General features: G+C 62.5%; 24 protein-coding genes and 1 pseudogene. 14 read left to right on the forward strand and 11 right to left on the reverse strand.

What is annotated here, in order from left to right; all coding sequences use genetic code 11:
* Positions 1–78 precede the first annotated feature (78 nt).
* Positions 79–1368, forward strand: a complete 1290-nt coding sequence (locus tag ACFWYE_RS30345) for an NCS2 family permease (RefSeq protein WP_379115726.1) — start codon at positions 79–81, stop codon at positions 1366–1368.
* 86 nt (positions 1369–1454) lie between these two features.
* Here the strand turns inward: ACFWYE_RS30345 and ACFWYE_RS30350 are convergent, their stop codons facing one another.
* From ACFWYE_RS30350 to ACFWYE_RS30360, 3 genes are all read right to left on the reverse strand, one after another.
* Positions 1455–1946 (reverse strand): GNAT family N-acetyltransferase, encoded by a 492-nt coding sequence (locus tag ACFWYE_RS30350; protein ID WP_379115727.1) that lies wholly within the window; start codon positions 1944–1946, stop codon positions 1455–1457.
* A gap of 131 nt (positions 1947–2077) precedes the next feature.
* Complete coding sequence (locus tag ACFWYE_RS30355) at positions 2078–2827, reverse strand: F0F1 ATP synthase subunit A (RefSeq protein ID WP_379064881.1); 750 nt, start codon at positions 2825–2827, stop codon at positions 2078–2080.
* 295 nt (positions 2828–3122) lie between these two features.
* Positions 3123–4937: an ATP-binding protein gene (locus tag ACFWYE_RS30360; RefSeq protein ID WP_379115728.1), complete on the reverse strand. Its 1815-nt coding sequence runs from the start codon at positions 4935–4937 to the stop codon at positions 3123–3125.
* A gap of 218 nt (positions 4938–5155) precedes the next feature.
* Here ACFWYE_RS30360 and ACFWYE_RS30365 point away from each other — a divergent pair, with 218 nt between their 5' ends.
* From ACFWYE_RS30365 to mgrA, 8 genes are all read left to right on the forward strand, one after another.
* Positions 5156–5815, forward strand: a complete 660-nt coding sequence (locus ACFWYE_RS30365) for a response regulator (protein ID WP_379064885.1) — start codon at positions 5156–5158, stop codon at positions 5813–5815.
* Between the two features lie 197 nt (positions 5816–6012).
* Complete coding sequence (locus ACFWYE_RS30370; protein WP_379115729.1) at positions 6013–6627, forward strand: LysE family translocator; 615 nt, start codon at positions 6013–6015, stop codon at positions 6625–6627.
* A gap of 189 nt (positions 6628–6816) precedes the next feature.
* A complete protein-coding gene (locus ACFWYE_RS30375; RefSeq protein ID WP_379073224.1) occupies positions 6817–8019 on the forward strand; it encodes an ABC transporter substrate-binding protein in 1203 nt (400 codons plus the stop codon).
* Positions 8020–8050: 31 nt separating this feature from the next.
* Positions 8051–8821, forward strand: a complete 771-nt coding sequence (locus ACFWYE_RS30380; RefSeq protein ID WP_379115730.1) for an ABC transporter ATP-binding protein — start codon at positions 8051–8053, stop codon at positions 8819–8821.
* Positions 8814–9524 (forward strand): ABC transporter ATP-binding protein, encoded by a 711-nt coding sequence (locus ACFWYE_RS30385; protein ID WP_379115731.1) that lies wholly within the window; start codon positions 8814–8816, stop codon positions 9522–9524. Before ACFWYE_RS30380 ends, ACFWYE_RS30385 begins: the two co-directional genes overlap by 8 nt.
* 3 nt (positions 9525–9527) lie before the next feature.
* Positions 9528–10409: a branched-chain amino acid ABC transporter permease gene (locus tag ACFWYE_RS30390; protein WP_379064892.1), complete on the forward strand. Its 882-nt coding sequence runs from the start codon at positions 9528–9530 to the stop codon at positions 10407–10409.
* Between the two features lie 55 nt (positions 10410–10464).
* The gene (locus ACFWYE_RS30395) at positions 10465–11388 is read left to right on the forward strand and encodes a branched-chain amino acid ABC transporter permease (RefSeq protein WP_379115745.1); all 924 of its coding nucleotides are present in this window, start codon (positions 10465–10467) and stop codon (positions 11386–11388) included.
* A gap of 121 nt (positions 11389–11509) precedes the next feature.
* A complete protein-coding gene (gene mgrA / locus ACFWYE_RS30400; RefSeq protein WP_379115732.1) occupies positions 11510–12520 on the forward strand; it encodes an L-glyceraldehyde 3-phosphate reductase in 1011 nt (336 codons plus the stop codon).
* A gap of 30 nt (positions 12521–12550) precedes the next feature.
* Here the strand turns inward: mgrA and ACFWYE_RS30405 are convergent, their stop codons facing one another.
* From ACFWYE_RS30405 to ACFWYE_RS30415, 3 genes are read right to left on the reverse strand one after another with little or no spacing between them, the layout of a single operon-like run.
* Positions 12551–13759, reverse strand: coding sequence for a cyanate transporter (locus ACFWYE_RS30405; RefSeq protein WP_379064898.1), 1209 nt, complete (start codon positions 13757–13759; stop codon positions 12551–12553).
* Between the two features lie 3 nt (positions 13760–13762).
* Positions 13763–14230 (reverse strand): nucleoside deaminase, encoded by a 468-nt coding sequence (locus tag ACFWYE_RS30410; RefSeq protein ID WP_379115733.1) that lies wholly within the window; start codon positions 14228–14230, stop codon positions 13763–13765.
* Positions 14231–14242: 12 nt separating this feature from the next.
* Positions 14243–14836, reverse strand: coding sequence for an ankyrin repeat domain-containing protein (locus ACFWYE_RS30415; RefSeq protein WP_379115734.1), 594 nt, complete (start codon positions 14834–14836; stop codon positions 14243–14245).
* A 237-nt stretch (positions 14837–15073) separates the two neighbouring features.
* Between ACFWYE_RS30415 and ACFWYE_RS30420 the strand changes: the two genes are divergently transcribed.
* Complete coding sequence (locus ACFWYE_RS30420; protein ID WP_379115735.1) at positions 15074–15931, forward strand: LysR family transcriptional regulator; 858 nt, start codon at positions 15074–15076, stop codon at positions 15929–15931.
* A gap of 96 nt (positions 15932–16027) precedes the next feature.
* Here ACFWYE_RS30420 and ACFWYE_RS30425 read toward each other — a convergent pair whose 3' ends face one another.
* On the reverse strand, positions 16028–16756 hold the full coding sequence (locus ACFWYE_RS30425; RefSeq protein WP_379115736.1) for a TetR/AcrR family transcriptional regulator C-terminal domain-containing protein: 729 nt from the start codon (positions 16754–16756) through the stop codon (positions 16028–16030).
* Between the two features lie 148 nt (positions 16757–16904).
* Here ACFWYE_RS30425 and ACFWYE_RS30430 point away from each other — a divergent pair, with 148 nt between their 5' ends.
* Positions 16905–18242, forward strand: coding sequence for an aspartate aminotransferase family protein (locus ACFWYE_RS30430; RefSeq protein ID WP_379115737.1), 1338 nt, complete (start codon positions 16905–16907; stop codon positions 18240–18242).
* Positions 18243–18314: 72 nt separating this feature from the next.
* Here ACFWYE_RS30430 and ACFWYE_RS30435 read toward each other — a convergent pair whose 3' ends face one another.
* Both ACFWYE_RS30435 and ACFWYE_RS30440 read right to left on the reverse strand, forming a co-directional pair.
* Entirely contained in the window at positions 18315–19469 is a 1155-nt protein-coding gene (locus ACFWYE_RS30435) for a glycoside hydrolase family 5 protein (RefSeq protein WP_379115738.1), read from the reverse strand.
* Between the two features lie 812 nt (positions 19470–20281).
* On the reverse strand, positions 20282–20998 hold the full coding sequence (locus ACFWYE_RS30440) for a hypothetical protein (RefSeq protein ID WP_379115739.1): 717 nt from the start codon (positions 20996–20998) through the stop codon (positions 20282–20284).
* A 184-nt stretch (positions 20999–21182) separates the two neighbouring features.
* Between ACFWYE_RS30440 and ACFWYE_RS30445 the strand changes: the two genes are divergently transcribed.
* The 3 genes and pseudogenes from ACFWYE_RS30445 to ACFWYE_RS30455 all read left to right on the forward strand — a co-directional run bounded on the left by ACFWYE_RS30445 (position 21183) and on the right by ACFWYE_RS30455 (position 23239).
* The gene (locus ACFWYE_RS30445) at positions 21183–21614 is read left to right on the forward strand and encodes a hypothetical protein (protein ID WP_379115740.1); all 432 of its coding nucleotides are present in this window, start codon (positions 21183–21185) and stop codon (positions 21612–21614) included.
* Between the two features lie 192 nt (positions 21615–21806).
* Positions 21807–22025, forward strand: a complete 219-nt coding sequence (locus tag ACFWYE_RS30450) for a hypothetical protein (RefSeq protein ID WP_379115741.1) — start codon at positions 21807–21809, stop codon at positions 22023–22025.
* A 227-nt stretch (positions 22026–22252) separates the two neighbouring features.
* Positions 22253–23239, forward strand: a pseudogene (locus ACFWYE_RS30455) (IS110 family transposase).
* Positions 23240–23627: 388 nt separating this feature from the next.
* Here ACFWYE_RS30455 and tnpC read toward each other — a convergent pair.
* Positions 23628–25157, reverse strand: coding sequence for an IS66 family transposase (gene tnpC / locus ACFWYE_RS30460; RefSeq protein WP_379115742.1), 1530 nt, complete (start codon positions 25155–25157; stop codon positions 23628–23630).
* A 72-nt stretch (positions 25158–25229) separates the two neighbouring features.
* Positions 25230–25513: IS66 family insertion sequence element accessory protein TnpB (gene tnpB, locus ACFWYE_RS30465; protein WP_379115743.1), on the reverse strand; the 284-nt coding region annotated here is incomplete at its 5' end.

Below are 25513 nucleotides of genomic sequence, written 5' to 3' on the forward strand. Positions count from 1 at the left end.
AGCGCGGCATCGTGTTGCGGATGGCAAGGGGGCCGTGCGTGACACGGTGAGGAGGAAACGGGCAGCGGAGGAAAAGCTATGCTCGAGAAGTATTTCGAACTGAAGGAACTGGGGACGTCGGTACGGATCGAAGTGATCGCCGGTCTCACCACCTTCCTGACCATGTCCTACATCATCTTCGTCAACCCGGAGATCCTGTCGACGACGGGCATGGACAAGAGCTCCGTGTTCGTTGCCACCTGTCTGGCTGCGGCACTCGGCTCGCTGATCATGGCTCTCGTGGCCAAATGGCCGATCGGCATGGCACCGGGCATGGGCCTCAACGCCTTCTTCGCCTTCGGCGTCGTCGGCGCCATGGGCTTCACCTGGCAGCAGGCGCTTGGCGCCGTCTTTATCTCGGGCGTGATCTTCCTGATCCTGACCGTGACCGGCATCCGCAGCTGGCTGATCGCTGGCATTCCGCATTCGATGCGCAGCGCCATCGCCGCCGGTATCGGCATGTTCCTGGCCATCATCGCCCTGAAAAGCTCGGGCATCGTCATCGCCAGCGAGGCCACGTTCGTGACGCTCGGCCATCTGACGACGACCGGCCCGTTGCTCGCCATCCTCGGCTTCTTCATCATCGCGTCGCTGGATGGCCTCAAGGTGCCCGGCGCCATCCTGATCGGCATCCTGGCGATCACCGTGCTGTCGTGGATACTCGGCGTCAGCCAGTTCCAGGGCATCGTCTCGATGCCGCCGTCGATCGCCCCGACCTTCCTGCAGCTCGACATCGTCGGCGCCATGCACACCGGCCTCGTCCACGTCATCCTGGTGTTCGTGCTGGTCGAGGTGTTCGATGCCACCGGCACGCTGATCGGCGTGGCCAAGCGCGCGCGCCTGATCGAGGAAGGCAAGCCGAACCGTCTCGGCCGCGCCCTGCTCGCAGACAGCAGCGCGATCGTCGCCGGCTCGCTGCTCGGCACTTCCTCGACCACCGCCTATGTCGAAAGCGCTTCCGGCGTGCAGGCCGGCGGCCGCAGCGGCCTGACCGCCCTGGTCATCGCCGTGCTGTTCCTGGCCGCGCTGTTCATTTCGCCACTCGCCGCCTCGGTTCCGGTCTATGCAACCGCGCCGGCGCTGCTCTACGTCGCCTGCCTGATGATGCGCGAGCTGATCGAAGTCGACTGGACCGAGATCACCGAAGCAGCACCGGCCGCGCTGACCGCGCTGATGATGCCGTTCACCTACTCGATCGCCAACGGTCTCGCCTTCGGCTTCATCAGCTATGCTGTGCTGAAGACGGCAACCGGCCGGTTCCGCGAAGTGCATCTGGCGACCTGGCTGGTGGCGATCCTCTTCGTCATTCGCTTCGCCTTCGTGGAATAGTCCCCCACGAAGAACGAAAAAGCCGCGGCCGGATTCACATCCGGTCGCGGCTTTTTTGTTGCTCCTAACTTGCGCGAATACGCAAGTTATTCGTCAAACTTCAGCACCGCCTCGACTTCATCATCGTACATGTCGCCGGTCTCCCTGAAGCCCAGCCGCTTGTAGAAGCCCTCGGGGCTGGCGGGCCCAAGACCATAGCTGGTGTAGAGTTCACCGACACCGCGCGCCTTCAGGTCGCGAACGACCAGACCAATCGCTTTCTCGCCAAAGCCCTTGCCCTGGAATGGGCCGCCGATCATCAGCCGCCACAGGAACACGCCCGGGCAATCGATGCCGTCATCGTGGTCTGCGCCGATGTGCAGCATGATGAAACCGACCGGCGCGTCGTCGGCATAGATGGCGCGAAACCAGGCGTTCTCGGAGAAATGCGCCTCGGCAATCGACATGCTGTTGTCGGCGACCTTGTTGCGCTGTTCTTCGCTCAACGTCTCGCTGAGGTCGCAGATATCGGACACGGTTTGAGCCGAGATGCGCCGAAGCGTCACTTCGGCACCGACAGATGGATCCTCTTCACTCATCGCAAATTCCTGACCTGCATCTCTCATTCAGTTCTGCCGATCGCGTCACCGCGCCGGCCGGAACAGGCGGTAAGGGGAAAGACGCCGGCGATCAAGCAGCAGCGCCACCCGCCACCTAGCGTCGGACATGCTCAATGTTCAGGATGCAGCGCGTCGGCCAGATACATGCAGGTCAGCATGGTGAAGATGTAAGCCTGGATGAGCGACATCAGCAATTCGAGCGCCGTCAGCGCAACCGTCATGAAGAGGGGCAGGATGGCAGTGGCGATGCCGACCGCGCCGAGGCTCGTCAGACTGACCACGAAGCCGGCAAAGACCTTCAGCGTGATGTGGCCGGCCAGCATGACGGCGAACAGGCGAACCGAATGGCTGACCGGCCGCGACAGATAGGAGACAATTTCGATCGGCACGATGAGCGGCGCCAGCGCCAGCGGAACGCCCTTCGGCAGGAACAGCCGGAAGAAGCGCAGGCCATGCGCCCACAGCCCGTAGAACGTCACCGTCAGGAACACCAGCATCGCAAGCGCAAAGGTGACGATGATGTGGCTGGTGACCGTGAAGGCAAAGGGCAACATGCCGAGCAGGTTCGCCATCAGCACGAACATGAACAGCGAGAACACCAGCGGGAAGAACCGCATGCCTGCCTCGCCGGCATTGTCGCGCAGGGTCCTGGCCACGAACTCGTAGATCAGTTCGGCGCTCGACTGGAAGCGCGACGGGACCAACTCACGCCGCAGCGTGGCGCCAAGCAGGAACAGGCCGCCCAGGACCGTGGCCGCCACCATATAGGCGGCGGAATTGGTGAAGGCGATTTCCTGTCCGGCGATCTCGCCGAAGGTCACGATCGGCTTGATCTCGAACTGCTTTAGCGGACTGGCCATATTGGCCTCCTCTTTCTGATGGCGGAAACGGTTTGAGAGAAGGCATCACGCAAGCAAAGGCGCGGCAGCGCGCTGCGTGCAGTAGCCCGGAAAAAAGAGAAGGTGGTGCCGGCCGGCGGCAGGGAGATCAGGTCTGGACAAGACGCCATCGCTCGGGTTCCCGAAACAATGGGGCCGTCCCCGATACGAATCCGAAGGCGCGGGTCGTCCAGCGCACGAGCCTGATAGCTTCTGCCGACGGGCATGGCCACCCGTCCCGGTGGCCCAGATTGTCGCATCCGGGTGCCGGCGACCCCTATCCGCCGGTCGATCGCCTGCCGCGTTTTCCGCCGGAAGTGCCGGGTTTTTGTTTTCTCGCTGCGACGTCCTTCCCCGAAAGCGCGGCGGCAATCGCTTCCCTGAGGTCGTCGCCGCTGACCGGTTTGTGCAGGATGCGGAAACCGCTGGCCGTGGCCTCCCGGATACGCGACGGCGAGGTATCGCCCGTCACGACGATGCCCGGCACCGTTCGGCCGAGATAGGCCGACAGCGACTTGATCGCCTCGACGCCGGTGGCGTTGTCCTTCAGGCGGTAGTCGGCCACGATCAGGTCGACAGGCGCCGGCCCCATCCCGGCGGCCTTGCTGTGAGCAGCCTCCACCTCCGCGGCGGATTGCCCGGCGTAGATCCTGTGCCCCTCCAGGACGAGCAGGCCCACCATGGCATCGAGCACATCCCGCTCGTCATCGACGACCATCAGGCTTGCCGCTGTCTCGATCCGTGTCGTGCTGCCGACCGGAAGGGCCGGCGCCGCGATGGGGGCGGAAGGCAGCGTCACCGAAAACAGCGAGCCCCGACCCGGCACCGAGACGAGTTTGAGCGGATGCCCCAGCAGTTCGGCGGTCCTGCGCACGATCGCCAGGCCGAGACCGAGACCCTGGGCCTTGTCGCGCGCCGGATTGTTCAGCTGAACGAACTCCTCGAAGATCGCCGCCTTCTGATCCTCGGGTATGCCGAGGCCGGTGTCGTAGACCTGGATCTCCACCGCCGCTCCGCGTCGGCGGCAGCCGAGCAGCACGCTGCCGCTGTTGGTGTAGCGGAAAGCATTGGTGAGAAGATTGTCGAGGATCCGCTTCAGCATCATCGGATCGGTATCGACACGGACAGACGTATCCACCACGCGCCAGCTCAGGCCCTTTGACCGCGCGGACGCGGAAAACTCGTCGCGCAGGCTGCGGAAGAGTTCGCCAAGATCGACATTTTCCCTGGCCACGGCAACAACGCCGGCATCGAGCTTTGAAATGTCGAGAAGTGCATTGAGCAGGCCGCTCAGATTGCCGACGATCGCCTTGGCCGAACTGGCCAGGCTGCGCGCCTCGCCGGATGGCACGTCGCCGCGGCGACCGAGAACCGACAGGGTCGAGATCAGCAGCCCCAGCGCGTGGATCGGTTGGCGCAGGTCGTGCGAAGCGGCCGCAAGGAAGCGCGTCTTGGCGCGGTCGGCGGTCTGCGCGCGATCCCGCTCCTCCTGGAGGTGTCCGATCAGCCCGACATTTTCCAGACGCAGCCGGATCATCTCGTGCAGCATGCGATAGGCGATGCGCCCATAATAGATGTTGATGGCGATCAGGCAGGCGAGCAGGAAGAGATAGGCATCGCCGACAGCACCCGGCATTGTCGTGAAGCGGGCGGCAACCGGCAGCGTTGTCGCCAGGATCGAACCGATCAGCGCCGGTGGGAAGGCCGACATGGACGGAATGGTGCCGCTGACCAGCCCGGCAAGAATCGCGACAATGAAGGCAAACAGATGCGGCTGGTCGGGAACGTAGCCGATCCAGGTGAGCGAGCCCCAAAGCAGACCCGAAACCCATGAAAAGCCGGCAGCCGTCCAGGCCCATCCGCGCAACGAAGCCGGCGTCCTGGGATGTTTCCAGAAACGTCGTGCCGCCAGGACACGCGCTGCGATCAGCGCATAGACCGCGACAGCCCAGGGCACGAGCCAGTCTGTCGGCACGGAACCGTAAAGCACATAGATAATGCCCAGCGAGATGGTGACATTCGAAATCACCACTCCATAGGCATTGCGATAGAGGTGCTCGATCAGGGCTTCCTGGATCTTGTCTTCCTGCATCGAATTCCTTGAACCGTCGGAGCAACTCCAGGAAAGGCGCGTAGCGGTTTCCGGAATTGCGTGAAAATAAAGGGCTGGAGTGTTTCCGTTAAGAGCGGGAACACTCCAGCCGGGTTGGTCCGGCCCTTTCCCCGGCTTGCTGCTTGATCTATCGCCTGCTTGTTTCCCATACGTTAGCAATCGCAGATCTAAGCTGCCGCCCCCAGGACAGAGACATCATGCATCGCCCGCTGACCGCCATCCTCGCTGACGACCACGCCATCATGCGCGAAGGCGTCAAGCTGCTCATCGGCGCGATGGAGAACGTGTCGGTGGTGGCGGAAGCGGCGGAAGGCGAGACGCTGCTCAAACGCGTGCGCGACACCAGGGCCGACCTGCTCGTTCTCGATCTCGGCATGCCTGGCGTTTCGGGCGTGCCGTTCATCGCCGAAATCAGGCAGCTGGCGCCGCGGCTGAAGATTGTCGTGCTGACCGCCAACATCGAACCTCGAACGGTACGGCTGGCACTGGAATTCGGAGCGGACGCCTACCTCACCAAGGACGGTGATCCTGAGGAACTCGGCGCGGCGATCGAGGCGCTGCGACAAGGCGAAACCTATCTTGCGCAAACGGTGCGTTTCGCGGTCAGCGAGCCGGACAGGAGAAGCCCGGCACCCGATGCCCAGGAGATCATTTCGCCTGTGCCTTTGACGCAGCGGGAACGCCAGATCCTGCTTCTGGTGGCGCAAGGCATGACCGCACGCGAAACGGCCGAACGGCTTGGCATCAGCCAGGCCACCGCCCGCAAGCATCGCGAAAACCTGATGCGCAAGCTCGATCTCCATAACGTTGCCGAACTCACCGCTTATGCTGTGCGGCTGGGCCTGCCCACCGGTTGAGACTGCTGCACCGGTCGCCATGTCCCTGGTAACACCTGCTTAACCAAGATCATCGTAGCGGCGACGGGCGCGTGCCGAAATACGGCATCTGCCGTATGTCTCCATTCTCGCTGTCCTCCTACCCCTTTCCGCGACGGCAACTGGGTGCCGGATGGTTCGCACGTCGCAGATGCGCTGTGGAACGGAGGGAGGATCGCATGTTGCTGGAGCCGTGGATCCCGTTCGTTCTCGCAACGGCGGCCTTTGCCTTCGTGCCCGGGCCGGCGATCCTCTACATGACCGCGCAGACGGTGGCCCATGGCCGCCAAGCCGGATTGATGGCAGCACTTGGCATCCATCTCGGCTGCTATTTTCACATCGCCGCCGCCACGATCGGCCTGGCGTCGCTGATCGAAAGTGCTCCGACGGTCTACACGGCAGTCCGGTTTGCCGGTGCGACCTATCTGGTGTGGCTTGGCGTCACCATGTTCCTGGGATGGAACCACGGTGCTGAAAACTGCGAAGTGCAGCGACCGAACACGCTGCGCGACAGCATCGTCGTGGAAGTGCTCAACCCGAAGACCGCGCTGTTCTTCCTGACCTTCCTGCCTCAATTCGTGGACAGCGGCGCGGCTGTCCCACTGTGGCTGCAGTTTCTGGTCCTCGGCGTGGTGGTCAACCTGGTGTTCTCGGCCGCCGATGTCGGCGCCGTCGGCCTTGCCTCGGTCACGCTCGGACGATTGTCATCGGACGCATCGAGCTGGGTGGTGCCCAAGGCCTGCGGTTCGATCCTGATCGGGCTGGGCGTCACGCTCGTCACGCATCAGGTATAGCTGGAACCCCGGCAGGACATTGCCTGACGTCCAGCCGTCACGCTCTACACACATCGTCGTACTAGGATTCCCCGACATGGCCATGCCATGCTGACTTTTCGCACGCGTCCTTGCTAGACTGCAAAAAGGGTGAGGGTTCGCATGCGGCGGCTGGAGGGCCGCAGTCCATTCGGGAGGAACCATATGGCGATGATCTCACGCGCGCTCGCGGTCGCGCTTCTGGCAAGCGTTTCGTTACCTGCAGCCGCACAGCAGTTTTCAGACAACAAGGTCAAGATCGGCATCCTGAACGACCAGTCCGGCGTCTATGCCGACTTCGGCGGCAAATGGTCTTATGAGGCGGCCAAGATGGCGGTCGAGGACTTCGGCGGCAAGGTGAAGGGCGTACCGATCGAAGTGGTCACCGCCGACCACCAGAACAAGGCCGACATTGCTTCCAACATCGCACGCCAGTGGTACGACACCGAGCAGGTCGACGCGATCATGGAGCTGACGACGTCCTCGGTCGCGCTCGCCGTGCAGGGCATTTCGAAGGAAAAGAAGAAGATCGACATCGTCACCGGCGCGGCCACGTCCGAACTCACCGGCAAGTCCTGCTCGCCCTACGGCTTCCATTGGGCCTACGACACCCATGCGCTGGCCGTCGGCACCGGCGGCGCGCTGGTGCAGCAAGGCGGCGACACCTGGTTCTTCCTGACGGCCGACTATGCCTTCGGCTATTCGCTGGAGGAGCAGACCTCGAAATTCGTCACCTCGAAGGGCGGCAAGGTGGTAGGCGCGGTGCGCCACCCGCTCGCCACCACCGACTATTCTTCCTTCCTGCTGCAGGCGCAGTCCTCGGGAGCCAAGGTCATCGGCCTCGCCAATGCCGGTCTCGACACCGCCAACGCGATCAAGCAGGCGGCGGAGTTCGGCATCGTCTCGGGCGGCCAGCGCATGGCGGCACTGCTCTTCACCCTTGCCGAGGTGCATGGCCTCGGCCTGGAAGCCGCGCAGGGGCTGACGCTGACCGAGGGTTTCTACTGGGATCGCGACGATGAATCCCGTGCCTGGTCGAAGAAGTTCATGGACCGCACCGGCCGCATGCCGAACATGATCCAGGCTGGCACCTATTCGGCGGTGCTGCAATACCTCAAGGCCATCGACAAGGCCGGTACCGATGAAACCGAAGCGGTCTCCAAGAACCTGCACGAAATGCCGGTCGAAGACGTCTTCGCCCGCGGCGGCAAGGTCGGCCCCAACGGCCGCATGATCTACAACATGTATCTGATGGAAGTGAAGAAGCCGTCGGAGAGCAAAGGCCCGTGGGACTACTACAAGGTGCTCGCGACCATTCCGGGCGACGAAGCCTACACCAAGCCCGCGGAGTCCGGATGCCCGCTGGTGCAGTAGGGCGCAGCCACGAGCAGGGGCGGGTGTATCGTTGAGCACCGAATCCCAACCGAACCCGCCCGTCCTGTCCGCGCGTGGCCTGCGGCGCGACTTTGCCGGTTTCGTTGCCGTGAAGGATGTCGACCTCGACGTCCATCACGGCAAGATCCACGCCCTGATCGGCCCGAACGGGGCCGGCAAGACCACCGTGTTCAATCTTCTGACCAAGTTCCTGCAGCCGACCGCAGGCACCATCACCCTGGCCGGCCAGGACATCACCAGGACGGCGCCGGCCAAGGTGGCACGGTTGGGCGTCGTGCGTTCGTTCCAGATATCGGCGACCTTTCCGCACCTGACCGTGCTCGACAATGTGCGGGTGGCACTGCAGCGTCCAAATGGTCTCGCAACCCAGTTCTGGCGGTCGCTTTCCACGCTCGACCAACTGACGCCAAAGGCCATGGACCTTTTGCAGGCCGTCGGCCTGGACAATGCCAGGAACAGGCTGGCGTCGGATCTCTCCTATGGCCGCAAGCGTGTGCTGGAGATCGCCACCACGCTCGCCCTCGACCCCAAGGTCCTGCTACTCGACGAGCCGATGGCAGGCATGGGACATGAGGATGTCGGCGCCATCTCGAAACTGGTCCACACCATTGCCCGCGACCGTGCCGTGCTGATGGTGGAGCACAATCTTTCCGTCGTCGCCGATATCGCCGACTGGGTGACGGTGCTGCAGCGTGGCCAGATACTGGCCGCCGGCGACTATGACACGGTGAGCAGGGACGAACGCGTGCGGGTCGCCTATATGGGGACCGAACATGAGTAGCCCGTCTCCTCTGCTCTCGGTCCGCGGCCTGAACGCCTGGTACGGCGAAAGCCATGCGCTGCATGGCGTCGATCTCGATATCCACGAAGGCGAGACCGTCACGCTGCTTGGCCGCAACGGTGTCGGCAAGACGACGACATTGCGGGCGATCATGGGGCTGATCCGCAAGCGGACCGGCCAGGTGACGTTTGCCGGCAAGGACCTGATCCGGATGCCGTTGCATCATACGGCCCGCGCGGGCATCGGCTATGTGCCGGAAGAGCGCGGTATCTTCGCCACGCTGACGGTCGACGAGAACCTGATGCTGCCGCCGGTGGTGGCCAGTGGCGGCATGAGCGTCAACGAGATTTTCGAGCTGTTCCCGAATCTCAAGGAACGGCGCAACAGCCAGGGCACCAAGCTCTCCGGCGGCGAGCAGCAGATGCTGGCGATCGCACGCATTCTGCGCACCGGCGCCAGGACGATCCTGCTCGACGAACCGACGGAAGGGCTGGCGCCGGTGATCGTGCAGCGCATCGGCGAATTGCTGGCGGAACTGAAGCGTCGCGGCATGACGATCCTGCTGGTCGAGCAGAATTTCCGCTTCGCCAGTCGGGTCGCGGACCGTTTCTACCTGATGGAGCACGGCAAGGTGCTGTCCGAGTTTCCGGTCGGCGAACTCGAGAACAGGATGGATGAACTGCATGAAGTGCTGGGGGTCTGACCAATGATTTTCGGCATCCCGATCCAGGCCTTCGCCGGACAGCTGCTGGTCGGGCTAATCAACGGCTCGTTCTATGCCATGCTGTCGCTTGGCCTTGCCATCATCTTCGGCCTGCTGCGAGTCATCAACTTCGCGCATGGCGCGCAATACATGCTCGGCGCCTTCATCGGTTATCTCGTCCTCGCCAAGCTCGGCATCGGCTACTGGCCGGCGTTGATCCTGGTGCCGGTCGTGGTCGGCTTGTTCGGCATCGTCGTCGAGCGCCTGGCGCTGTCGCGACTCTATGAGGTGGACCCGCTTTACGGCCTGCTCTTCACCTTCGGCCTCGCCCTGGTTCTGGAAGGCGTATTCCGCTATGTCTACGGCGTTTCAGGCAACCCCTATCCGGTGCCGCCCGCTCTCGCCGGCGGCGTCAACCTCGGCTTCATGTTCCTGCCGATCTATCGCGGCTGGATCGTCGTCGCGTCGCTCATCGTCTGCCTAGGTGCCTGGCTGCTGGTCGAAAAGACCAAGTTCGGTTCATACCTGCGCGCCGCGACCGAAAACCCCAAGCTGGTGCAGGCCTTCGGCGTCAACGTGCCGATGCTGCTGACGCTGACCTACGGGCTCGGTGCCGGCCTTGCCGGGCTCGCCGGCATCATGGCGGCGCCGGTCTACCAGGTCAGCCCACTGATGGGTTCCAACATGATCATCATCGTGTTTGCCGTGGTGGTGGTCGGCGGCATGGGCTCGATCCTGGGAGCCATCCTGACCGGCTACATGCTCGGCCTCGCCGAGGGCCTGACCAAGGTTTTCTACCCCGAGGCCTCCAGCATCGTCATCTTCGTGATCATGGCCATCGTCCTTCTGATCCGCCCTGCCGGCCTGTTCGGGAAGGATGCCTGACATGGCAGACGCAACCGTACACGCCAGCAAAGCGGGAACCGCGAACCGCGTCGAGATGGTCCTGATCGGGCTCGGTATGGTGGCGCTGCTGGCGCTGCCCTTCTTCGTCTACCCGATCTTCCTCATGAAGATGATGTGCTTTGCGCTGTTTGCCTGCGCCTTCAATCTTCTGCTCGGTTATACGGGCCTGCTGTCCTTCGGACATGCCGCCTTCTTCGGCGGAGCCGCTTACTTCACCGCGCATGCCGTCAAGGTCTGGGGGGTTTCGCCGGAGATCGGCATTCTCATCGGCGTCGCGGGTGCCGCCCTGCTCGGCCTCGTCATCGGCTTCGTCGCCATTCGCCGCCAGGGCATCTATTTCGCCATGATCACGCTGGCGCTTTCGCAGATGTTCTTCTTCTTCTGCGTGCAGGCCAGTTTCACCGGCGGCGAGGACGGCATCCAGGGCGTGCCGCGCGGGATATTCCTCGGCGTGTTCGACCTGCATGACGAACACACGATGTATTATTTCGTCGCCGCCAATTTCCTGCTCGGCCTGTTTATCGTCTGGCGCATCGTCAATTCTCCCTTCGGCCTCATCCTGCGATCGATCCGCGAGAACGAAAGCCGCGCCATCTCGCTCGGCTATTCCGTGCAGAACTACAAGCTCGCCGCCTTCGTGATGTCGGCGGCGCTTGCCGGACTTGCCGGTGCGATCAAGGCGCTGGTCTTCCAGTTCGCGACGCTGACCGACGTCGCCTGGCAGATGTCGGGCGAGGTCATCCTGATGACGCTGCTCGGCGGCATCGGCACGATGGCCGGCCCGATCTTCGGCGCCGGCTTCGTCGTCGCGCTGCAGAACCTGCTTGCCACCTCCGACTTTCCCGTCACCATCGCCACCGGCCTGATCTTCATGATCTGCGTGCTGATCTTCCGGCGCGGCATTGTCGGCGAGATCTACGCATGGCTGGAGCGCCGGCGCGCGGAGAAGCCGGAGTAATGTGCGACTGCACGGCCTGGCCTTGATCGTTCAGGGTAGGCTTTTCAGATAAGCCAAACCGCATGCATTGCCGACAGCCGCCGCGATTTGCCGGCAGGCCCGATAACACCTGGAGAAACACATGACCTATTCACCATCCCCGGCGCGCTATGAAAGCATGCTGTACCGACGCGCGGGCAGAAGCGGGTTGAAGCTGCCGGCGATCTCGCTTGGGCTCTGGCATAATTTCGGCCACGATATCCAGCCCGATCGCTCGCGAAAGATCCTGCACGAGGCATTCGACCTCGGCATCACCCATTTCGATCTCGCCAACAACTATGGCCCGCCACCCGGCTCTGCCGAGGAATTCTTCGGCACGATCATCTCCACGGATTTCAAGGCTTATCGCGACGAGATGATCATCTCGTCCAAGGCCGGCTGGGACATGTGGCCCGGACCCTATGGCGATGGCGGCAGCCGGAAATACCTTGTCTCCAGTCTGGATCAAAGCCTGAAGCGCATGAAGCTCGACTATGTCGATGTCTTCTATTCGCATCGCTTCGATCCCGAGACGCCGCTGGAGGAGACGATGGGTGCACTGGATACGATCGTGCGCCAGGGCAAGGCGCTCTATGTCGGAATTTCCTCCTACACGAACGAGCAGACCGCGCAGGCCGCCAATATCCTGCGCGACCTCGGAACCCCAGCCCTGATCCATCAGCCGAGCTATTCGATGTTCGATCGCTGGATCGAACAGGACGGTCTGCTCGACAGGCTGGAAACCGAAGGCATGGGATGCATCGTGTTTTCGCCGCTGGCGCAGGGCGTGCTCACCGACCGCTATATCAACGGAATCCCCTCTGACAGCCGCGCTGCCGGAGGACGTTTCCTCAAAGCCGGTTCCATCACCGAAACGAACATCGCCAGGGTCCGTGCGTTGCAGGCTATCGCGCATCGACGCGGCCAGACGCTGGCCCAGATGGCGCTCGCCTGGGTTCTGCGCGATCCCAGGATGACCTCGGCCATCATCGGCGCGAGCCGACCCGAGCAGGTGCGCGAGGGGGTAGGTTCACTTGCCAATCTCGCCTTCACTGAGGAAGAGATCTCCGACATCGAGCCGCATGCCGTGGACGGGGCCCTGGAAATCTCGTGAGACGGTGACCTGGCCGCACGGGGTCTTGCTTCATCCTCCCGCCGCAAGCGGTATCGGCGCGCTCATGGCCCCGGCATAACTTGCCGGCGAAACCCGCCAGTACAGTGCGGCGACGACGAGGACCGCGCCCAGATGCAACAGCCAGCCGGCAACGAAGCTGCCGGTGGCGTCATGCAGCGCGGCGACGATCCAGGGCGGAAATGCCGTGATCAGGAAGCCGCCTCCCTGCATCAGGGCCGATAGCGCCCCGGCTTCGGCCGGATCGGGCAGATGGTCGAGCGCGACGATCATCGACAGCGCGAAACAGCCGCCCAGCCCGCTGCCGAGCAGCATCGCCGAGGCGTAAGGGGCGGCTTCAGGCCGAAACGCCAGCGCGACGAAGCCGACGGCCTGCATGGCAAGTGTCAGCCACAGCCACGGCCGCAGGTCCTTGCCCCGGGCGAGCATCGGCAACAACAGGGCTGCCAATCCCTGGAACACAGCCATGATCGCCAGCAGGCTGCCGCTGGCGGCGGCGCTCCATCCGTGCTCGCGATAGAAAGGCGCCAGCCATGCCACGACGGTCGAGTAGCCGCCATTGACCAGACCGAAGCAGGCCATCAGCAGCCAAAGGCGAGGCCGCCCGAGCATGGCCATCGCATTGATGCCACCTCGTGGCCCTGTGCGGTCGCGCGGCAAGGTATAGGCCGCAAGCAGAAGCGCCAGCACCGCCGGGATCGCCATCCAGGCCAAACCGAAATGCCAGTCGCCGGTGGCCGATGCGATCAACGGTGCGGTCTGCGCGCCCAGAGCGCCTCCACCGACCAAAGTGGCGGAATAAAGTCCCATGACGACGCCGACATGGTTCGGGAACTGCTTCTTGACGATGCCGGGAAACACCGCCTGGATGACCGCCACGCCCAGACCAAGCAGGGCTGCGGTCCCGACCATCTGCCAGCCGGTCGTCGCAAACAGGCGTAGCAGGGAGCCGGCGGCAAGCACGAAAAGCGAGGCGATGACCGAGCGTCGTGCACCGACGCGGGCCTGCAGGAACGGCCCGGCAAAGGCCACGACGCCCATCAGGGCCATCGGAACCAGGGTCAGCAGCGAAATGCCCTTGAGGGACAGGCCGGTCTGCGCGCCGATGTCGTCCACCAATGGCCCGATGCCGGTGATGAACGGCCTGAGATTGAGGCCGACCAGAGCGACGGCCGCCAGCAGCAACACGCGCGCGGCATGCGAAGGGCCTTCGACGGCCATGGTCTATTGCCGCCTGTTCCGCGCCTCGGCCCACTCGGCATAGAGCGCGCCTTGGGGTTGTACCGGCACGTGGCGGATCGTCATCGACTGTTCGGCGAACGGCTTGGCAAGATCCTCGTAGATCGCAGCGGTGGAAAGCCCGAACGGGGCAGCATCGTCGTTGGAACAGGCGTAGAAGACGCTGCCGATGCCGGCCAGCCGCATCGCGGCCATGCACATGGGACAGGGATGGCCGCTGGCATAGACGGCACTGCCCTTGAGATCAGGGGTACCGAGCCTGCGGCTGGCAGCGCGGATGGCATTCATCTCCGCATGCGAGGTGGGATCGTTGCTGATGTGGATCTCGTTCACCGCCGTTGCGACGACCTCACCGTCCTGCACCAGCACCGCACCGAAAGGCCGCCCGCCGTTGCCGATGTTGGCGCGGGCAAGGGCGATGGCCTGGCCGAGATAATGGTTTTCGTCGGTCATCATGATCCCCGCTCAATGCGCGCCGGCAGCCAGCAGCGTCGCCTCGATCTTCCTGTAGCCGCCCGAGCGGGCGTGCTGGAGCGGGGTGACGCCATTGCCGTCGGCAAGATTGACATCGGCCCCGGCCTTGACCAGCAACGCGACGATCTGCTGGTGGCGTTCGCCGCCATCGCCGAGCATGATCGCCTCCAGCAGCGCGGTCCAGCCGAGCTTGTTGACATGATCGACATCCACACCGGCCGCGATCAGCGTGCGCACTGTCTCGACATGGCCGCGCTCGGAAGCCGGGATGAGGGCCGTGCCACCATAGCGGTTGATACTCTTGAGATCCGCACCGTGCGCGAGCGTCATCCTGAGGATTTCAAGATGGCCGCGGGCGCCGGCGTAGAGATACGGGCTGTCCTCGATATTGTCCTTGGCGTTGACGTCGGCTCCCGCGTCGATCAGTACCTTGGCGACCTCGACCTGGTTGGCGTGGGTGGCCACCAGCAGCGCGGTCGCACCGCTGCCGTCCCGCGCATCGATCTTCGTGCCCTCGGCAATGCGTTTTTTGACAGACACGACATCGCCGCTTGTTGCGGCAGCATGCAAAGTGGGTTCGCTCATGGTTTCCCCTGACGCAGAAAGAGGGGCCGTGGCCAGCAGCAGGCACGCGACACCCAGGAGAACGGATCGACGAAGCATCTGCAATCCTCCTACGGCTTGTCCAAACCGGCTGGCGACCTCCAGGCCGCTGGCCACAGCATCCAGATAAGGACGAGATCGAGCATTTGGAAATTAAATGTCTGGATCGAATATATTGCGTTTATAAATGCAAACTCGCAGCACACCCGGGCATACGCCATGCTTGATCCACGCCTTCTTCGCGCTTTCTCCGCCATCGTCGATGCCGGCAGCTTCACGCTTGCAGCAGACCGGCTTCACATGACGCAGTCCACCATCAGCCAGCAGCTCGCCCGGCTCGAGGAAACGGTCGGGTCGATGCTGGTCGACCGCGCCGCGCGGCCGGTCGAGCCGACATTGGCCGGCGAACGGCTTCTCGGCTACGCCCGGCGCATCCTGGCTTTGCAGCAGGAGGCGGAAGCCGCTTTGCGCGATCCGGCGGGCACGACATCGATCCGCATCGGCGTCCCCGAGGACATCGTCAGCGCCGCGATGGCAAAGACGTTCAACGACTTTGCCCGGCGCCATCGCGGCATCCAGCTGGACGTCACCGCCGGGTTGAGCCGAGACCTGATCCGGCGCTATCGCGCCGGCGACTTCGACATCGCGATCGTCAAGGAACCCGAGGCCGGATCCGATTGCCGCGCGACGTTCCCGGAAGTCATGGCCTGGTTCGAAAGCGCGGACGTGTCGGCCGGGTGGCCGAACCCGATCCCGCTGGTCACATTCCCTCCCGGGGGCCTCTACCGCGAGACGATGTTCGAACGCATCGAAGGCGAGGAGCTTCGCTGGTACATCGCCTTCTCGGGCAGCAGCCTTCACAACGTCCTGGTGGCCGTGGAGGCGGGTCTCGGCCTGTCCCTTCTGCCGCGAAGCGCGACGGCGGGCTATCGCGTCCGGCAATACGCGCCTTTCGGCATGGGTCCAGCGATGGCCGTCTCCATCTATTCCTGGGAAAATGCCGGGCCCGTATCGGAACTGGTCGAGCGGATGGGAGCGGTGCTCGCCGCCAGTCGCGCGACGATGCAGGTGGAGTGAAGAGGGCCGACGCCGGATTCGGACACGAGGCTATCTCAGGCATATTCGAGCTGATGCGGCGAAAGAGCGGGAAGTGAGGTCGCCTGGCTGGGGCGCCTAGCTGCGCTCGCCGGCAGCAAGCTGCAGCTTCCGCTCGAGGCCGAGCACGAACGCCTCGACGAACATCTCGAATCCACCGACGAGCGGATTGGTGTCGCCGCTTTCCCATCTCAGCACAAAGGCGCGGTTGGCCAGCAGTTGAAAATTCTGCTGGAGGTGCGGATAGCGCCCCTCGGGCAACGCCTCGAGCGCCTGCTGAAACTCCTTCGCCCAACGGTCCGGTTCGTCGGACGGCGACGGTGCGAATTCGAGCGTGACATAACCGAGCATCGCGGCCAGCGTGGCATTGTAGGCGTCGACGAGCGCGGCGCCGTGAAACCCTGCGCCATGCAGCGCCGCGAGAATCCGTTCGACCAGTTCGGGGTTGACGCCTGCGTTCGAGACCAGCTGTGCGCCGAGCAGTGGCGCCACATTGGGATGGCGGCTGAGCGCCTTGCGGTAGCGGTGGAAAAGCTCGCGCAGCCAGTCCTTCCAATCGTCGCCAGCGCCGGGTTCAGGTGCGACGTGTTCCAGCGCGCGTGCCGCGACCGCCGCAAGCATCTCGTTGCGGCCGCCTTTGACGTGCCAATAGAGCGCGGTTGGGAAAACGCCCAGGGCGCGCGCCAGTTCGCGTACGCTGAACCCATCGAGGCCTCGCTCGTCGATCAGGCTCAGCGCTGTTTCGACGACATGATCGCGCGTCAACAGATCCGATCCGGCTCGCCGCTTGCCCTGCACTTTTGTCACCAAGATCGTTCCGTTCCCCGTCTTTGCGATTCACATCCTCACCCTAAACCGCTTCCGCCTCTTCTGCTACCTGTACACTGGACAAGAATTCTTGTTCGGTGTACAGGAGACTGAAATCGAGAGAGCGGTCGACGCGTCGGGAGGATGCATGAACGAGCCGATTGGAGAACCCGGCAGGTCGCCGGCCAGCGATACGGCAGAGAAAGCGCAGGCAATTGCAGCGGCACGCAACACGTTCGCTCGTGACAATCCCGTCAGCGCCGGCCATCACGAACGCGCACGGCGCTCGATGCCAGGGGGCAACACGCGCAGCATCCTGTTCCACCGACCATTCCCGCTGGTCATCGCGCAAGGGACAGGTTCGCGCTTCCAGGACGTCGACGGCCATGCCTATGTCAATTTCCTGGGGGAGTACACGGCGGGCCTGTTTGGACATTCCCATCCCGTCATTCGCGCCGCGGTCGAACGCGCGCTCGCCATCGGCCTCAATCTCTCGACGCAGACGGAAAACGAGGCGCTTTTCGCGGAGGCGGTGTGCGACCGCTTTCCTTCGATCGACCTGGTGCGCTTCACCAATTCCGGGACCGAAGCCAACCTGATGGCGCTGGCGACGGCGACCGCGATCACCGGCCGAAAGACGATCCTGGCGTTCGATGGCGGCTACCATGGCGGCCTGCTGAATTTCGCCAGCGGACACGCACCGACAAACGCGCCTTACAACGTCGTGCTTGGCAACTATAACGACGTCGAGGGAACGGCCGACCTGTTGAAACGCCACGGACACGACTGCGCCGCGATCCTGGTCGAGCCGATGCTGGGTGCCGGCGGATGCGTGCCGGCGGAACGCGCCTTTCTCGATCTTCTGCGTGCCGAGGCAAGTCGCTGCGGCGCGCTGCTGATTTTCGACGAAGTGATGACCTCACGCCTGTCAGGTGGCGGTGCACAGGAGATGCTCGGCATATCCGCCGATCTGACGACGCTCGGGAAGTACATCGGCGGCGGCATGTCGTTCGGTGCGTTCGGCGGCCGGCGCGATCTGATGGAACGGTTCGATCCGGCGCGCGACGGCGCCTTCGCGCACGCCGGCACATTCAACAACAACATCCTGACGATGAGTGCCGGCCACGCCGCGTTGACGCAGATCTACACGCGCCAGGCCGCCTCCGATCTGTCCGCGTCCGGCGACCGGTTCCGCGCCAATCTCAATCGCATCGCAACCGAGAACCAGGCGCCGCTCCAGTTCACCGGGCTCGGGTCGCTCGGAACCATTCACTTCAGTCGCGCGCCCATCCGCTCGGCGGGCGACGTGCGCGCGGCCGACCAGCAACTCAAGGAGCTGTTTTTCTTTCACATGCTGCGCAAGGGTATCTATCTCGCGCCGCGCGGCATGTACGCGCTGAGCCTGGAGATTGCGGCTGCCGACCGCGACGCATTCGCCGAAGCATTGACCGATTTCATCGCCGATCGGCGCGCCTTGCTGATGTGATAGCGGAACGGCAGCAGGAACTCGACACCTGACATATGATCTCGAATGTCGGCGGAGTTTCGGGACCATGCCTCAGGATTTTCCCGACATCCTCTGCTCCAGCAATCGCATCAGTTCGCCATTGCGGGGCAGCTTGTCGGTTTTCTTCTGCTCGCTGAGCCAATAGAACTGGCCCGGCTTAAGACTGGCGGGCAGTTCATAATCCATCCCGTCCCAGACGTCCTCGCGGAATGAATAGAATGCCCAGTGGCCGCCGCGCGCGTCGACGGCGTCCATGACATCCTTGAGGTAGGTCCCGCAATCCGCCCAAAGGCGCATGCAGCCGAACTCCGCCGCCACGATGCGTGTCGGCTTCAGACCCTGCGCCTGCGCCCAGTCGAATGCCGTGTCGATATGAGCGCCGACCGCATCGCGGTCCCAGGCGATCGTACCGCCCGCATAGTCCGTTTTCGCGCCCGGATAGCGAAGCGGGGTCTTGCGCTTCATGTTCGGCACGCTGGTCGCCTGATAGGGCTCGTACATGTGGAAAGCGTACAGCACCCGATCGTCGGAAAGCGGTTTTGGCCAGGCAGCAAGCGAACGCGGATTGGCATAATAACCACTGTCGACCATGACCGGCGTAACCGGATCGACGGCCCGGATTGCGGTGACGATCCGTTCGTAGAGCTTGGTCAGGTCGCGCGGGCCACCCGCCTGTTTTGCCTGCCATGCCGCGAGATCGCGCGACGAGCCGTTCTCGGCAAGGCCGGTCGTCTTCTCGGGCGCGGGTTCGTTGACGATGTTGTAGGCCGCAATGGCTGGATGATCCTTGAGCGCGGCGGCAAGGTCGGACCAGAAGCGAACCGCATGGTCGGCGAAGGCAGGATCAGACCAGAGCCGGTCGTCGAATTTGCCGCCGTTCTGCTGCGCCCAGCGCGCGCCCGGCAGACTGAGCGGAACCACCACGACCTTCAGCTTTGCAGCCTGCGCCGCGTCGAGCACCTTGCGCAGCCTTGCAAGATCATTGGCCTTCAGACCCTCGTAACGATCCGCGTCTCCGATCAGGAAATCCCGTCCCTCGCCCTTCCATTTGCTGAAGGTGAGGCGCACCCAGGTCGCGCCCGTTGCTGCAAGCGCCTTGAAATACTCTTCGCCGGGAGGCGCCTCGTTGAAGCTGTTTCCGCCTCGCTCGCGTTGATCCCAGAAACCCATGAGATCCGCAGCGGCGGCATGGTTCATGCCCTGCATGCCCAACAAGGCTCCCAAGACAGTCGCAAGGCACCAACGTTTCATCACCACGCCTCTCCAGATCAGGATGAGGGGCGCAGTGCTTGCGTTTGGTGGCGGTTTTGTGTCGTCCTGGGGAACACGGAAGAGAAACCCGCGTGCAGCGCGCAGCACGTTTTCCACTCAAAACATGAAAATTCTGGAAGTTAGATGGCGCGCCGCACCGGGCGAAGATGAGAACTATGTCTACGCCATAGCCCTCCTTTGAATTCCCCCCATCCGAGGGTCTGTTAGATACGCCCATTGCTCGATGGGGGACGTCGCTTCTCAGTAAGCGCGTAACGCTTGAAGGTCTGAAATGGGGCCGGGACCGGACCGACGGCTTACGGCTTCCCGATCTTGAGAAGCAGCCCTTTGCTTACCCGACAGGATTTGAACTTTCTCCTGACTCTTGAGAGAACTGAGTGGCAGTGCGGCCGCTTTTGGGAGTCCTCAGCTTAGGTTTGAATAACCGAAACGAGGGCGCATAGCGGTCGTTTAATGCCCCATAACCTACGTCTGCGCAGGGTCAAAACCGACCAATCGATCGGAAGCGATTCGAACTTTCACCGCCAAACACCGCCGTTTCTACGCTTTTTCGCGCAAAGACCGTCTCACGCTCTTTGCGTGGGCGTAGTTTCGGCGGTTATCGGCGGCAATAGAGGGCAATCGGCGGAATTTGGCGCGCCGTGCCGGGCGATGATGAGAATTATGTCTACGCTATAGCTCTCTAGAGAGCTGTCTGCTTCTGGCCCTGAGCGGCCATCGCACCCTGGATAGCTGCCTGTCGGTTATCAACCGTCCTCCGGATTCTTCCTGGCCTGGACGGCTTTTGCAGCTCTGCGCTCCAGAGCGCTTTTTATAGCGTGATCGAGGAAGGCTAAGTCGTCGAAAACTAAGCTGTCTTCCTCAGGCACCGTCTTACGAATGCTCGTAACCGCTTCCCCCGCGCGAAGGCGTCGAGCGATTTCAATACCTCGCACTGCACGCTTTTGCTCCGATGCCCGCCAAAAGGCGGTATTCTCGGGATTGTGAAACTCACCCGATTTCCTTCCAGCGCCCGAGAGGACTGCTTCTGAAAAGTGAGTAAATTTCTCATCGCTAGCCACAATTGCCCAGAAAATCGTACGCGCTCTCACATAAAGGTCGAGGTCCAGGAGGCAAGTCGCAAGTCGATCTGCAATGGCGTCGCCGTAGAGTCCGGAGTTTGTCACATAGACCAAAAACCCCGATCGGCAACTGCTCATCGAGTCATGGGCCAGGTTGAGGACGACGTCAGCCATAAGCTCCGCAGGTGGGTCCGCTTCATCAAGAAACCAGACTCCTCGCGCACGCTCGCCGGATTTTTCAGATTGAAGAAGTTCAATAAGTGGCTCTAGGTCAATTCCCTCGCGCCATCGCGCAAACACGGCCCAGAGTGCCTTGTAGGAAACGTCATTCTCTTGGTCCGCCCCCGCATATGACAAGCGAAGGAGATCAATGGTGGTGTAAGCAGAAAAATCGGAAGACATTGGAAAAGCGGTGGTCGTGCCACGCGCATCTAGTGATGTTGCGCCGCATTAGCGCAGCAGCATCCGTCGGCGTCAATAGACCTTATACAGACCGCTATCCCGCGCCGAAAGTGGACCCCTTTGCCAAGGCCAAGGGCGGTGCATAATCTTTGTCGTTCGCTACCAGCACTAGGAGAAGGAAATCATGACTGTCCCCAAAGGTCGGCCTTCTCCGGACAGTACGATTGTCCTTGAGACCGTGCCCCGGGTCGAGATGACGCAGAACGCGATGTTCTTCGCGAAGCGTATCCTTCATGAAATTGAACAGGAATTAGGGGAGCCCGCATACGTCATTCTCGCAAGGGTCGAGATGTGGGAATTCTCGGAGCATGACCAATTGCGCCCCAGTCGATACTTGGGCTGGAACGTAAGCATGGGTGGGAACCAACTGAGTGCGATCAGCGAAACACACCAAAAGCGGCTGATTGTGCGTGATGAAATACCCTTCGTTGTGCTAGTTGAAACGCTCTTGCACGACCAATTCACTGATGGGACCATTATCGATCTCGACGAAAAGATAAATCGGCTAATTCAACTCCCTCTGAGCCGTGCTGAGACGACGAGCCAGGTCGGATAGGTAAGGTGCCATTTGGAGCAGATGTGATGTTGAAGTCCCCTATCGAAATCTCCGCCGCCGCGCGGGCCCGGCTAGTCATAGACATCGCGCAATTACGGACTGAGGCTGGAGTGGATCTGATCCCAGCATTTCTTTGGGAAAACTCTGAAGTTTCGATCGGAGCGTTTAGAGCGACCGATCGGCAAGAAATGCATGCAAGAATACGAAACGCTGACGGATACGAGTACGTTTGGTGTGGCGCGGATGATGATGCTGAGGGAAAGACCCTCGATTACCGAGACGGGAAATACGTTCTCGATTAATTGGCTATTGGGGCTGCGATTTGCACGCAACACCCTTCGGACCATAGAAACAGGGCCAGTTCGGGTCGGCAAGGTGTTCGCCGGTCTGACGGCCATGCAATGCCCATGACGACAGCGGCCAGGACGATCAAGATGAAAACGGCGCCAGGGAGATCCCGCCGTCGCATCGCCAGCCAGCCTGCAACGCGGGCTGGCTAGTCAGCTAGCTGCAGTCCGCTTAACTTTGAGCTGACAGCAAAACGAAACTGAGGCCGGACCGCGGGCTTCTCGGCAATTCCCTAGCTGCTTCCAGATATCCAAGATTCGTGACGAGCAGTAATTTGTCCGACTGGACGCTTGTCAGGCCTCGACGTGTCGATCGACGAAACAGCGATCTGCGTTGTTGACGAGACGGGTGACGTGGCGTTGCAGACGTCGGTTGCGACCGATCCGACATTGATCGCCAAGGCGATTGCACCGTATGCGGCGCTGATACGCCGTGTCGGCCATGAGGCTGGATCGCTGTCCCCTTGCTGCATCCCGAACTGATTGCCTTGGGCCTTCCCGCGGTGTGTCTGGAGACACGGCACGTGCGCGCCGCAATGGGCGCACAGCGCAACAAGACCGACGCTGCCGATGCGCTCGGCATTGCGCATCTGATGCGCACCGGCGACCTTGAGAACGCCATCCGGCATTCGCTCAAAGCGTTCGGAATCCGACTTGGCAAAGTCGGTCGCGGCGGCTTTGCAAAGGCTGTTGTGGAACTGTCAGCGACGACGCAATGACACTTGGATTGATGCAGGCGATGCTGCGGGCGCGCGCCGCGTTGTGGGCAGAGTATCTGGTTCTGCACAAGCTGATGACGCAGATCGCCATGCGCGACGAGCTGTGCCGTCGCTTCATGATGATCCCCGGTGTCGGTCCCATCACCGCGCTCTCCTTCAGCACCGCAATCGAAGATCCGGCGCGCTTCCGTCGTTCACGCGACGTCGCCGCCTACTTCGGACTGACGTCCAAGCGATGGCAGTCGGGGACATCGATCGACGTCAAGGGCCGCATCAGCAAGGCTGGCGATCCTGATGTGCGACGAGCGCTCTATGAAGCGGCATCGGCAATGCTCACCCGCTTCAGGGGAATCGACCTCATCAAGGCATGGGGCTGAAGCTTGCGAAGACAAAGTGCCAGGCCAAGGCGCGCGTTGCGGTGGCGCGCAAGCTCGCCGTGGTGATGCATGCGATGTGGCGTGACGGCACGTTCTATGTCGGCGATGCGTCCGTCGAAGCGCCCGGCAGGGACGCCTGGAATGCAGCCAAGGTGCAGCGGTTGAGTTACGCAAACTCATGAGGATCGACATCAACACGGCCGTCATGGTGACGGCGCAATGAGGTGAGGAGTTCCGCGTCAGCGGAAGAGAGATGGTACAGACCAGGGAAACGGGAAGCACGATATCCTGCCTGTGGCCGGCCCTGCCGGATCACGCACGAATGCCTGTGATGTTGCCCCGTCAATCCGATAGCGACATGTGCCGCGACGGTTCGAGCGCTGACAACAAGCGCGCAACTATCCCGTCGATGAGCCCGGAAGAGTGCACGGCGTACCTGATCTCGACGACTGCGCAGAACCTCGCACCATGGCGTGTGATATCAAGCGTTTTACTGCTATGAAGGAGAAACGGCGATGGCGAATACTGACGCGAAATCCACCCCGTAAGCGTCCGGTCGTTGCACCTGGCTCAGCTCTTGACAGGATTTTCGGCTTTCCACGCCCACGGCAGGAGTTCATCGAGGTGATTGACCGGGTGGCCATCGACCATGCGTGTGAGCACATCGCGCAGCCAGGCGTAGGGCTCCACGTCGTTCAGTTTACAAGTCTCAATCAGCGAGCACAGCACCGCCCATCGATGGCCACCGCCGTCGCTGCCGGCAAAGAGGTGGTTCTTGCGGCCGAGACTGACCGGGCGGATCGCGCGCTCGACCGGATTGGTGTCGAGTTCGATGCGGCCATCGTGCAGGAAACGTGTCAGGCTGTTCCAACGCGAGAGCGCGTAGCGGACGGCTTCGGCGAGCGTGCTGCGTCCCGGCAGCAGGGGAAGCTGTGCTTGAAGCCAGACCCGCATGGCGTCGACGATTGGTTTGGAGCGGCTGCGCCTGGATGCAAGCCGATGCCCCGGCGATTGGCCGCGCACGTCGGCTTCGACGGCATAGAGTTCGCCGATCCGTCGCAAGGCTTGCGTCGCGATCGGCGCGTTGGTGGCCTGCGCAACGTCATAGAACTTGCGCCGTGTATGGCTCCAACATGCAGCCAGAACAATGTCGCCTTTGCCGGTGAGCTGTTCGAACCCGGCATAGCCATCGACATGCAGCACGCCCTTGAAGTGCTGAAGATGCGAGGCTGGACGCTCGGCCTTGCGATCCGGTGCGAACAGATAGACCGCAGCCGGCGGCTCCGGTCCGGACCAGCCACGCTGGTCGCGGGCGTACACCCACAGCCGTCCCGTCTTGGTGCGGCCGCGGCCGGGATCGAGCACCGGGACGGGTGTGTCATCGGCAAAAAGATGATCGCAAGCGAACACGTTCTTCGCCAGCCGCTCGTGCAGAGCCTCCAACCACCAGCATGCACCGCCAACCCAACCGGCAAGCGTCGAGCGCGCAAGTTCGACACCATTGCGGGCGAAGATCTGCGACTGCCGGTAGAGCGGCATGTGATCGCAATATTTGGCTGTCAACACCTGCGCCAGCAGCGCCGGCGTTGCCAGACCGCTGGCGATCGGCCGCTCCGGAGCTGGCGCTTGCACCACGGTCTCGCAGGTCCGGCACGCATATTTTGGTCGTGTCGTCCTGATCACGCGCAGCTGCGCCGGAATCCAATCCAGCATCTCGCTCACGCTTTCGCCGATGGCATGCATCTCGCCACCGCAGCACGTGCAGATCGTGTTGTCGACATCGATCAGAACGTCCTCGCGCGGCAGATGATCGGGGAGCGGCTTGCGATGGGACGGCCGCTCAGCCGACGGCTTGGCGACGATAGGACGGCTCTCCTGGATGTGCGCGATGTCGGTGTCGAGGTCTTCCAAGGCAAGCGCCAGCTGATCGGGATCGAGGCGCTCGGAACTGCGGCCGAACTGCATCCGCTGGAGCTTTTTGATGATCGCCTGAAGCCGCTCGATCTGTCCGTCACGGTGCTCGACCGCGGCTGCCATGTCGCGCAGGAGACGTTGGAGAAGAGCTGGATCGGATGGCAGGTTTTCGAGATCGATCAACATGATCGAATCTATCACAAACAGTCCAAAAACCCAAGGATTCTGTGCCTTTTCGCGAGGGTCGAAGCGCCGATTTCAGCCAGCCAGCAGTGGTCGCCAGAAGCGTTCCGGTGTGCGCCAGTCGATGCCTTCGATCAGCATCGCAAGCTGGGCCGGCGTCAGCGTCACCGAGCCGCCAGGTTCGGCCAGGCGCGGCCACCAAAAGCAGCCGCGGTCGATGCGTTTGGTGAACAGACAAAGCCCGGTTCCGTCCCAAAAAAGAATTTTCAGCAGCGAGGCATTCTTGCCCCGGAACACGAACAGATGGCCGCAGAACGGATCCTTCTTCAGGTGTTCCTGGATCAGCGTCGCCAAACCAT

Source organism: Mesorhizobium sp. NPDC059025 (assembly GCF_042739655.1).
GTDB lineage: Bacteria > Pseudomonadota > Alphaproteobacteria > Rhizobiales > Rhizobiaceae > Mesorhizobium.

Excerpts from the sequence above, each read along its gene's own strand:
- ACFWYE_RS30345 (WP_379115726.1), top strand. The coding sequence starts at position 79 with ATGCTCGAGAAGTATTTCGAACTGAAGGAACTGGGGACGTCGGTACGG.
- ACFWYE_RS30350 (WP_379115727.1), bottom strand. The coding sequence starts at position 1,946 with ATGAGTGAAGAGGATCCATCTGTCGGTGCCGAAGTGACGCTTCGGCGC.
- ACFWYE_RS30355 (WP_379064881.1), bottom strand. The coding sequence starts at position 2,827 with ATGGCCAGTCCGCTAAAGCAGTTCGAGATCAAGCCGATCGTGACCTTC.
- ACFWYE_RS30360 (WP_379115728.1), bottom strand. The coding sequence starts at position 4,937 with ATGCAGGAAGACAAGATCCAGGAAGCCCTGATCGAGCACCTCTATCGC.
- ACFWYE_RS30365 (WP_379064885.1), top strand. The coding sequence starts at position 5,156 with ATGCATCGCCCGCTGACCGCCATCCTCGCTGACGACCACGCCATCATG.
- ACFWYE_RS30370 (WP_379115729.1), top strand. The coding sequence starts at position 6,013 with ATGTTGCTGGAGCCGTGGATCCCGTTCGTTCTCGCAACGGCGGCCTTT.
- ACFWYE_RS30375 (WP_379073224.1), top strand. The coding sequence starts at position 6,817 with ATGATCTCACGCGCGCTCGCGGTCGCGCTTCTGGCAAGCGTTTCGTTA.
- ACFWYE_RS30385 (WP_379115731.1), top strand. The coding sequence starts at position 8,814 with ATGAGTAGCCCGTCTCCTCTGCTCTCGGTCCGCGGCCTGAACGCCTGG.
- ACFWYE_RS30390 (WP_379064892.1), top strand. The coding sequence starts at position 9,528 with ATGATTTTCGGCATCCCGATCCAGGCCTTCGCCGGACAGCTGCTGGTC.
- ACFWYE_RS30395 (WP_379115745.1), top strand. The coding sequence starts at position 10,465 with ATGGTCCTGATCGGGCTCGGTATGGTGGCGCTGCTGGCGCTGCCCTTC.
- mgrA (WP_379115732.1), top strand. The coding sequence starts at position 11,510 with ATGACCTATTCACCATCCCCGGCGCGCTATGAAAGCATGCTGTACCGA.
- ACFWYE_RS30405 (WP_379064898.1), bottom strand. The coding sequence starts at position 13,759 with ATGGCCGTCGAAGGCCCTTCGCATGCCGCGCGCGTGTTGCTGCTGGCG.
- ACFWYE_RS30410 (WP_379115733.1), bottom strand. The coding sequence starts at position 14,230 with ATGACCGACGAAAACCATTATCTCGGCCAGGCCATCGCCCTTGCCCGC.
- ACFWYE_RS30415 (WP_379115734.1), bottom strand. The coding sequence starts at position 14,836 with ATGAGCGAACCCACTTTGCATGCTGCCGCAACAAGCGGCGATGTCGTG.
- ACFWYE_RS30420 (WP_379115735.1), top strand. The coding sequence starts at position 15,074 with ATGCTTGATCCACGCCTTCTTCGCGCTTTCTCCGCCATCGTCGATGCC.
- ACFWYE_RS30430 (WP_379115737.1), top strand. The coding sequence starts at position 16,905 with ATGAACGAGCCGATTGGAGAACCCGGCAGGTCGCCGGCCAGCGATACG.
- ACFWYE_RS30435 (WP_379115738.1), bottom strand. The coding sequence starts at position 19,469 with ATGCAGGGCATGAACCATGCCGCCGCTGCGGATCTCATGGGTTTCTGG.
- ACFWYE_RS30440 (WP_379115739.1), bottom strand. The coding sequence starts at position 20,998 with ATGTCTTCCGATTTTTCTGCTTACACCACCATTGATCTCCTTCGCTTG.
- ACFWYE_RS30445 (WP_379115740.1), top strand. The coding sequence starts at position 21,183 with ATGACTGTCCCCAAAGGTCGGCCTTCTCCGGACAGTACGATTGTCCTT.
- ACFWYE_RS30450 (WP_379115741.1), top strand. The coding sequence starts at position 21,807 with ATGCAAGAATACGAAACGCTGACGGATACGAGTACGTTTGGTGTGGCG.
- tnpC (WP_379115742.1), bottom strand. The coding sequence starts at position 25,157 with ATGTTGATCGATCTCGAAAACCTGCCATCCGATCCAGCTCTTCTCCAA.